The sequence below is a fragment of the Paraburkholderia sp. RL17-347-BIC-D genome (assembly GCF_046027915.1).
In the GTDB taxonomy this organism is placed as follows: domain Bacteria; phylum Pseudomonadota; class Gammaproteobacteria; order Burkholderiales; family Burkholderiaceae; genus Paraburkholderia.
The window spans coordinates 1-9278 of record NZ_JARESS010000112.1 but is presented as its reverse complement, the minus strand read 5'-3'; the positions used below and the strand labels follow the sequence as shown (position 1 = coordinate 9278).

The following is a 9278-nucleotide window of genomic DNA, read 5'->3' as shown; positions in this document are numbered from 1 at the left end:
ATGGGGCGAACAAAGACTCCGGTTTGCGATCCGCACTGAGCAATCGTGTGCAACACACTCCGCAAACGGTCCTTTCCACTTTGCAGACACCCGCACAGGAGAGCACAGCGCCGCCGCCGCACCCACCCGCAGCCAGCGGCCCCTAACAACTCCAACTATGACGCCTACCGCGTCGCGACATCCCCACCGCCGCTCGCGCCCGCAGGCACCACGCCATCGCCGATCCCCGCTTCGCCGACTTCTGCAAGCAGGGTCTCATCGCGTGCAATGACTTTCGGCAGATGTGTACGCAGGAACTCGACCCAGGTCCGCGTCTTCGCGTCGATGAACTTACGCGACGGATACAGCGCGTAAATATTCATCTTCTGCGCCGTATACTCCGGCAACACGCGCACTAACGTGCCATCACGCAATCCGGAAATCGCCGCGTACAGCGGCAGCATGCCAATGCCCATCCCTTCGCGAATCGCGACAATCATCGATTCGGCGATGTTCACGTGCACCGGCCCATTCACTTCCATCATTTCGCTGCCATTCGGCCCATCGAGCACCCAATCGTGCGGCGGAAACGCCGGCGTGTGCAGGATCAAACACTCATGGTGCGCCAGATCGGCCGGCTGCTGCGGCGCGCCGTGCGCGCGCACATACGCCGGCGACGCGCACAGAATGCTAAAGGTCGTCCCCAGTGGGAGCGATACGAGTTCCGAATTAGGCAAACTGGAAGCACCGATCACCGCAACGTCTGCGCTGCCTTCGAAAAGATCAGGCATGCGCTGCGACAGCGTCAGCTCGACCGTCACCTCCGGATACAGCGCGCGATAGCGCGAGATGGCCGGCAGCACGTAATGCTGGCCGATGCTGGCAAAACTGTGCATCCGCAACGCGCCGCTCGGGCGCTCGTGCGCACAGCTGGCTTCTTCTTCCGCTGTGTCGACATCTGCAAGTATCTGTTGACATCGTTTCAGATAGCGCTCGCCTGCAGTGGTGAGCGCGAGCCGTCGCGTTGAACGGTTGAGCAACCGCGTCCGCAGATGAGCTTCGAGTTCCGAGACCGCACGGGACATCGCGCCGGTCGTCGAATTGAGCGACTGCGCGGCGGCGGTAAAACTACCGGCTTCGACCACGCGCACGAACACTCGCATATTTTGTAACGTATCCATCGATCCTTCTATTTCACGGCTGAAGCCGTATTGTCCGCCTGTCTCGGATGCGCATTGTTGTTCGTTCTGGAAGGGACGTTCCGCGGCCGTCCTCTTAATGCGCGCGCAGCATGCCCCTACAATCGGCGCCTTGCGTGGCCGGTGCGAGCAGTCTTCTTCACCGGCGCTTTTTCCAGCGACCAACCGGGGCGCCTTGCTTCCAGATGAAACGCGAACATGCGATCGAACCTACGGCGGATTCCCGCCGGAAGTGGGGCGTCATGTTGCAAACGCTCAGTCCGGCTGTTCGGGACTGGGCGACCAGCGACGGTCTGGTTTGGCTGCATCTGTTCAAAACGGTCACCGCGGGGCTGTTGGCGCTCGGCATTGCGATGCTGCTGGATCTGCCTCAGCCGCGCATAGCGATGACCACGGTGTTCGTGCTGATGCAGCCGTTCAGCGGCATGGTGCTCGCCAAGAGTTTCTATCGGATTCTCGGGACCGCGGTGGGCACGGTCGCTGCGCTGGTGCTCGGCGCGCTGTTCGTCCAGCAGCCCGAGTTGTACATGCTCGGCATGATCGGCTGGGTGAGCGCCTGCATTGCGGCAGCGGTCCGGTATCGGCATTTCAGATGGTACGGCTTTGTGCTTGCGGGTTACACCGCTGCGCTGATCGGCATCCCGAATGTGACGGTGCCTCACGACCTGTTTCTGGCGGCGCTCACGCGCGCGGCGGAAGTGGCGGTCGGCATCGTGTCCTCGAGCGCGGTGAGCGCGTTGATCGTGCCGCAGCGGTCCAGCCTTGCACTGCGGCGTGCGCTACAGATTCGGTACGGAAATTTTACTGCGTTCGCTGCCGATGTGTTGGCTCGCGGCATCAAGCGGGGCCAATTCGAGCGGCGCTTTGCGGATCTCGCCGACGAGATCGTCGGTTTCGAGGCGACGCGCACTTTCGCCGCTTTCGAAGATCCGGCCATGCGTTCGCGCAGTCAGCATCTCGGCCGTTTGAACGGCGAGTTCATGGATGCCTGCGCGCGACTGCATGCACTACATCAACTGCTCAAGCGTCTGCGCATGAATGGCTCGGCGCCGGTCGTCGCGGCGATCAAACCGTATTTTCACGAGTTGGCCGCGCTCATGTCGCCACCGCTCGAAGTCACAGGGGACCCATCGCGTACGGCCGCCCGTTTGCGACATTTTCAGGCGAGCTTGCCACGGCGTGTGCGTGAAACGAGGCGGCCGCTGGAAGCCACGCCCGCCGAATCGCTGGCGGACTTCGACACGGCGGCGGAACTGCTGTACCGGTTCGTCGACGAATGGATCCGTTACTCGCAGACCTACGCGACTCTCACGCAGCGCAAGCCGGGCAACCAGCCACGGACCACCAGCCGCTACGTCAGCAAAACCAACACCTTTGTCGTCGCGTTGACTTTTATCCGCTCGGCTGTGGTCATGGCAATCGCCGGCTGGTTCTGGATCACGACGGACTGGCTGAGCGGCGGCCTTGCGGTGATCGGCGCGGCGCTGGCGTGCGCGCTGACGTCGACTGCGCCGAATCCGTCGAAGATGGCCGTGCAAATGGCCGTCGGCGCCGTGCTGGCGACCATGACCGGCTATCTATTCACGTGCTATGTGTATCCCAACATCGACGGCTTTCCGCTGCTGTGCATGATGCTGGCGCCAGTGCTCGCACTCGGCGCATTCATCGCCACGCGCAAGCTTGCGGCGGGATATGGGATCGGTTTCTCAGTGTTCTTCTGCCTGCTCGCCGCGCCTGACAACGTCGTCACTTACGCGCCGGATCTGGTGATCAACAACGGCATTGCGCTCACCGCGTCGATGCTGTTGGCGGCGCTTGTCTTCGCAGTCGTTTTCCCGACCGACATGCCCTGGCTCATCGGGAAAATCATGGGCGATCTGCGGGCACAGGTCGTGTCCGCGTGCAAGGACGAACTGCCGGGTCTCAATCAACGCTTTCAGTCGAGTACGCACGATCTGACTTCCCAGTTGCGCATGCTGTTGACGCGACGCTCCCGGCGCCGCCGCGATGCATTGCGCTGGACGCTCGCGACGCTCGAAGTGGGTCACGCCGTGATCGATCTACGCAACGAAGCGGCGCGCGCCGACTACGCGCACGCACTTCATCCACGCTGGACCAGCGCCATAGAGCACATGCGCGATGACCTCGCGCGGCTCTTCGAGCAACCTGACTCGCGTGGTCTGGAGCGCGCGCTGGTGTCCGTGCGCGCGGCCACGTGGATTGCGCAGGACGTGCTGCAAACGGTTCATGCCGATCGCGAAAAGCGTCACGACCTGCAGCGCATCCTGAGCTGCCTGCACTTCATCCGCACGGCGTTGCTCGACAAGGACGCGCCGTTCAATGCGCGTTGACCCATGCACGCGACGATCGACTATGTGCATCGATCCTTCTACAGAATGGAAGGATCACTTCCGGACCGCCCCATTTATCCGCGGGAAAGGCAGCCATATAGTTTCATCACTGCCACGCAGTCCCCCAACGGGGCTTCCTACGGGGCAGCACCGTAAGTCATGGAGAACGAAATGAATGTGTTGAAGATTGCTCTGATTGCCTGCTCTTTGTCCGCTGTTGTCGCTCACGCACAATCGGCGCCGGCCGCCCCGGAACAACAGGTCGCCCAAGCGAATGCACAGCGTGCGAAGAACGCCGAAAGCCAAAGCCGCATCACCACACCGGCGATCAAAGCTGAAGAGTGCGTTGGGCCCGTGAGCTTCTGCAACATCTACTTCGGCAGCTGAACAGCGCCACGCGTCATATCTGAAATACGTGCAAGACCTGTCGCGAACGTTCGACGCGACGCAGCACCTGGCCGCGACACCGTCCCTTTGTGACGCTGCGGCGGGTGCGACAATCCGGCTGCTGAGCGAAGCACACCATAGACGTGCGCACCAGTAGACTGGACTGGTGACTATGGAGAGACTCAGTTTCATGTACCAAGACCGGATTCGCTGCGCTGAGTTGCGCGCAAAAATCACTTCAGCCGCCGAGGCGGCGCTTTTGATTCAGGATGGCATGTGTGTCGGCGCCAGCGGCTTCACGCGCGCGGGCGATGCCAAAGCCGTCCCTGTTGCGCTTGCCGAGCGCGCGCGCCAGGAAGGCAAGCCGCTGCGCATTACGTTGATGACCGGCGCATCGCTCGGTCACGATGTGGACCGCACGCTCACCGAGGCGCACGTGCTGGCTCGCCGCTTGCCGTTTCAAGTGGACAAGACGCTTCGCGACGCCATCAATCGCGGCGAAGTCATGTTCGTCGATCAGCATCTGTCTGAAACGGTCGAGATGCTGCGCGCGAACCAGCTCGGCAAACTCGACATCGCCATTATCGAAGCCACCGCGATCACCGAGACCGGTGGCATCGTGCCGACCACGTCGGTCGGCAATTCGGCGAGCTTCGCGATTCTCGCCGACAAGGTCATCGTCGAAATCAATCTTGCTCAGCCGCTCGCGCTCGAAGGACTTCACGACATCTGGATTCCGGGCCGCAGGCCGAACCGCGAGCCGCTGCCGATCGTCCGTCCGCAAGACCGGGTCGGCACGCCTGCCATCGAGATCCCACTCGAAAAAATCTCGGCGATCGTCATCACCGATATGGCGGACAGTTCATCCACGGTGCTGCCGGCAGATGCCGAGACCGAATCGATTGCAGGTCATCTGATTGAGTTTTTCCAGCACGAAGTATCGCGCGGACGCATGCCGAAGCGCTTGCCGCCATTGCAAGCCGGCATCGGCACGATTGCCAATGCCGTGCTGGCCGGTTTCGTCGATTCGCCTTTCGACGCCTTCGAAATTTATTCAGAAGTGCTGCAGGATTCGACCTTCGATCTGCTGGATGCCGGCAAGGTGACGTTCGCCTCCGGTGCGTCGATCACGTTGTCGGCCGCGCGCCAGGCGCAGGTGTTCGGCGAACTCGAACGCTATCGCGATCGTCTCGTGCTGCGTCCGCAAGAAGTCAGCAACCATCCTGAAGTGATTCGCCGGCTCGGTCTGATCGCGTTGAATACCGCGCTCGAATTCGACATCTACGGCAACGTGAATTCGACTCACGTGGGCGGCACGCACATGATGAACGGCATCGGCGGTTCGGGCGACTTCGCGCGCAACGCGTCGTGCGCGATCTTCGCGACCAAGTCGATGGCAAAGGGCGGCCGCATTTCGAGCATCGTGCCGATGGTGCCGCATTGCGATCACAACGAACACGACGTGGACGTGGTCGTGACGGAGCAGGGGCTCGCCGATTTGCGCGGCCTCGCGCCGCGGGAACGCGCCACGCTGATCATCGAGAATTGCGTGCATCCGCTGTATCGCGATCTGTTGCGCGACTACTACGGGCAAGCATTGAAGGGAGGCGGGCAAACGCCGCATCAGTTGGATCAGGCTTTCGCCTGGCATACGCGGCTGCGTGATACCGGCTCGATGTTGCCGGCGGTGGAGACGAAGCTTTAAACGCGGGTAGTCAGCTCAAGCCGGCGTCAGGTGGCCTTCGCCCCTGACGCCGTAAGACATCAGATGCTACGCTCAGGCGCCTCGTCGGACGAGCCGGACAAGAAACAATAGAATGACCGCGCCGATCACCGCCGTGATGATCGAGCCGATCCAGCCGCCGCCCAGCGAAATATGCAGCACACCGGCGAGCCAGCCGCCGATGAACGCGCCGACAATCCCGACGATGATGTCGACGATCAGGCCGAAGCCGCCGCCCTTGACGAGCACGCCTGCCAGCCAGCCAGCGATCGCGCCGATGATGAGCCATGCAATGATGCCGTGTTCCATAATCGAGACTCCCTAGTTGAGTGTGAAAAATTCACGGTGACAGAGCTTAGTCGATGGTTATGGGACAGTCCATATTCAGGACGCGGAATTAACATTGTCTGAATCTATTGCAGATCAAGTGTAGACGATGCGCGCGCAGATGGGGGACTTACGCGTTACGCTTACTCGGGCGTCGGCTCCGCTTCTCTGGCCGTCCAACTGACGCTGGAGACGCTCTTTTCCATGCTGATGCGGCTGGCCATCTGTTCGAGCTTCGACTGATCCTTGGGATGCATCTTCAACGTTGCAGTAACGCGAATGCGTCCTGGGTCGTTTTCGACGTCCTCGCTCGTCAGGCTTTGAAACGACAGCGGCGTCGAATACATGGAGTTGGAGACGGCGGTACGAATGTGAATCTCGTCGGCTTCCCGACAGACGATTGTCAACACGTATTCGCGGACGAGGTCGGCGTTCGATACCGGCGTCGCGTTGATCGTACGGCTGACTTCGCGCAGCACGGTATTGGTCAACAGCACGACCAGGGTGCCGGCTAGCGCCGGGCCGTAATGGCCCGCGCCGCACAAAACGCCCACCGCGGCCGAGCACCACAAGGTCGCCGCGGTGTTGATCCCCTGAATGGAACCCTTGTCGCGCATGATCACGCCGCCGCCGAGAAAGCCGACGCCGGAGACCACATACGCGGCGATCTGGGTGATGCCTGCCGTGCCGTTGCCGGTCAGTACGCCGAGCGTGACGAACAGGCACGCGCCGCTCGCGACCAGCGTGATGGTGCGCAGGCCTGCATTGCGCTGACGTATCTGCCGTTCGAGGCCGATCGCGACGCCACAGGCGAAGGCAGCGAGAAGCCGCCAGACGAATTCAATTGTCATCGGTAAGCAAGGTTGAGGCGCGAAATCGCACAGTGTGAACCGTACGCGTGACAGCGACACGTCCGCCTCGATGGGACGCGGGCGCGTTCAGGCACGGCGCAACGCAGCGCGAACGAAGACTCGCAGCGCTGAAAGGCGAGCAACGTCGGCACGGCGTTAGGCCATGCGGCGCCTCACTGCGACTTCACTGGCAATTTCGCTGGTAGAAAGCGGGTATCAACGACGTGCACCGCCAGCCCGAAGGCAAGACGGCGACAGGTAAAGACTGGCGCGGAAATCTTGCCGATCAGGCGATCGGGCGAATCGAAGCTCGACGGGTACTGCAGCTACTGTCCAAGATCGTGATTCCGGGTAGATGAACGGGCGGATTTTAGGCGCCTCTGCAAAGTTAAGTCAAGTCGTGATCAGGCGCGGCGGCGAATCAGTTGCACGCTTTCTTTGGGGAAGTTTCTGAGCTGATAGGGGAGCTATTCCCACATAAATACGGACTCCGAATATTGACGATGTTCATCCCGGAAAACACACTGTCTGCATCACTCGGAACACGTCGCACGGCCTTGGCGCTCAATTCCGCGTTTTTTGCTCTCGCATCGTTCAGACGGCGCCGCGATCCGCACGACGTCGTTGTTTCCGCCGCCCATCCGAATCAAGGAATATATGAAAGGTAAAGCTCTTGGCTTCATCGCCGGCGCGTTGATCGCTGCCGCTCCACTCGTATCGTCGGCCGCAGGTCTGCCGGCACCGTTTGAAGGCAGCAGCACGCTGCAGGCGGACGGCGTCGTGAAATCAGTCGATCAGGCCAACCATTCAGTCACTGTGCTCGACGCACAAGGTGGCGAAGCGTCGTTCAACATCACCGACACGCGCAATCTTGCGCAGATCAAGCAAGGGGGCAAAGTTCACATCCGCATGATGCGCAATGCCGTGATCAGCATCACGCAGGGTGTCGACGGTCAAGCGGCGGCGGCTCACGTCGCGCAGTCGAACACGGTTCAGAGCGTGACCGCTCACGTCGAGGCCATCGACCATGCTTCCGGCATCATGGCGCTCAAAGGCCCGAATGGGTCCGTGTTCCATATCCAGGGCCGCGATCCGGCGAAGATCACCGGCGTGACGCCGGGTATGCAAGTGGTGGTGGCGTTCGCGCCGCAAGTCAGCGTGGCCGTGGCGCCCGCGCAGTAACGGGCGCCTTCGTCGGAGCTTAATCGGGCTCGCCGGGTACGAGGCGCAAGCGCGTGATTTCGGAAGGTGCGCCCAGACGCTTCGGCGGTCCCCAGTAGCCGGTGCCGCGGCTCGTGTACACCCAGAGTCCGTTCAGCCGCGCGAGACCGGCGGTGAACGGCTGCTGAAAGCGCACGAAGAAATTCCACGGGAAGAACTGGCCGCCATGCGTGTGGCCGGATAGCTGCAGCGTGAAACCGGCTGCTGCTGCAGCTTCGGCTGAGCGCGGCTGGTGGGCGAGCAGCACCTTGATCAGCACGTCGCCAGGCGCGCCGGCCAGTGCGGCGACCGGATCGCTGCGGTGCGCCGGGTCGTGATGGCCCGCTGAATAATCGGTGACGCCGGCAATCACGGCGCGTGCGCCGTCGTGATCCACGATCACGTGCTCGTTCAGCAGGACGTTCAGTCCCAGGCGGCGGAATTCGTCGATCCAGGCGTTGGCGCCGGCGTAATACTCGTGATTGCCGGTAACGAGAAAAGCGCCATGGCGCGCACTCAACCGTGACAGCGGCTGCGTATGTTTGGTCAGTTGCGGCACGCTGCCATCGACGATATCGCCGGTGACAGCGATCAGATCCGGCTTGAGGCGATTCACCGCGTCGACGATTGCGTCGACATAGCGGCGTTTGATGGTCGGGCCGACGTGAATATCGCTGATCTGCACGATCGTGAAGCCGTCGAGCGCGGCGGGCAAATCGTCGATCGGCACTTCGATCGTCACCACTTTGGCGCGGCGGCGAGCGTTGAACAGGCCGACGAGCGTGGAGAGCAGGGCGAGCAACGGCACAGCCGCCGCTGAGCCGGTTCGCCAGTGTGCGATGGCGACGGTGTTCGGCCAGATTGCGTCGACGGTCAGAAGCGACGCGAGCACGAGGTCGCGCGCGAAAGTCAGGACCAGCAGCGAGGAGAAGAACCCCATCGCCAGCAGGCCGACCCATGCGAGTCGGTCGCCGAGCGGTTGTTGTTTGATCGTGCGCGCGAGCATGCCGAGCGGAATCAGAAAGATCGACAGCACGAGCCACAACGCGCACAGCCAGCGGCCGGTGGTATCGATCGGCATGTCGGGAATCAGACGCAAGCCCACGTAAATGTGCAGGAGGATGCCAATCAGGATGATGCGAACAAGAAACGATGAGCGGCGCATAGAGAAGATCAAGGCGGGAAGGGGCCGGCACAGGCGGAGGAGCGGCGGCGGGGGGGGGGGGGGGGGGGGGGGGCGGGGGGGGCGCGGGGGGGGGGG

8 protein-coding genes are annotated in these 9278 nt (G+C 62.1%); 4 read left to right on the top strand and 4 right to left on the bottom strand.

Going from position 1 to position 9278, the window contains the following annotated elements; translation table 11 throughout:
• Positions 1–164: 164 nt before the first annotated feature.
• Positions 165–1160: a LysR family transcriptional regulator gene (locus tag P0D96_RS46800; RefSeq protein ID WP_408178479.1), complete on the bottom strand. Its 996-nt coding sequence runs from the start codon at positions 1158–1160 to the stop codon at positions 165–167.
• 203 nt (positions 1161–1363) lie between these two features.
• On the opposite strand from P0D96_RS46800, the gene P0D96_RS46795 reads away from it, so the two are divergent.
• The 3 genes from P0D96_RS46795 to scpC all read left to right on the top strand — a co-directional run bounded on the left by P0D96_RS46795 (position 1364) and on the right by scpC (position 5621).
• On the top strand, positions 1364–3529 hold the full coding sequence (locus tag P0D96_RS46795; protein ID WP_408321018.1) for an FUSC family protein: 2166 nt from the start codon (positions 1364–1366) through the stop codon (positions 3527–3529).
• Positions 3530–3700: 171 nt separating this feature from the next.
• Positions 3701–3916: a hypothetical protein gene (locus P0D96_RS46790; protein WP_408295037.1), complete on the top strand. Its 216-nt coding sequence runs from the start codon at positions 3701–3703 to the stop codon at positions 3914–3916.
• Between the two features lie 190 nt (positions 3917–4106).
• A complete protein-coding gene (scpC, locus tag P0D96_RS46785) occupies positions 4107–5621 on the top strand; it encodes a succinyl-CoA:acetate CoA-transferase ScpC (protein WP_408321016.1) in 1515 nt (504 codons plus the stop codon).
• Between the two features lie 72 nt (positions 5622–5693).
• Here scpC and P0D96_RS46780 read toward each other — a convergent pair whose 3' ends face one another.
• A complete protein-coding gene (locus tag P0D96_RS46780) occupies positions 5694–5948 on the bottom strand; it encodes a GlsB/YeaQ/YmgE family stress response membrane protein (RefSeq protein WP_134965407.1) in 255 nt (84 codons plus the stop codon).
• Positions 5949–6109: 161 nt separating this feature from the next.
• The gene (locus P0D96_RS46775; protein WP_106311959.1) at positions 6110–6817 is read right to left on the bottom strand and encodes an MgtC/SapB family protein; all 708 of its coding nucleotides are present in this window, start codon (positions 6815–6817) and stop codon (positions 6110–6112) included.
• A 657-nt stretch (positions 6818–7474) separates the two neighbouring features.
• Between P0D96_RS46775 and P0D96_RS46770 the strand changes: the two genes are divergently transcribed.
• Positions 7475–7999 carry a hypothetical protein gene (locus P0D96_RS46770; RefSeq protein WP_408295031.1) on the top strand — a complete coding sequence of 175 codons (525 nt, stop codon included), beginning with the start codon at positions 7475–7477 and terminating at the stop codon, positions 7997–7999.
• A 19-nt stretch (positions 8000–8018) separates the two neighbouring features.
• Here the strand turns inward: P0D96_RS46770 and P0D96_RS46765 are convergent, their stop codons facing one another.
• Positions 8019–9182: a metallophosphoesterase gene (locus P0D96_RS46765; protein WP_132382731.1), complete on the bottom strand. Its 1164-nt coding sequence runs from the start codon at positions 9180–9182 to the stop codon at positions 8019–8021.
• Positions 9183–9278: the final 96 nt, after the last annotated feature.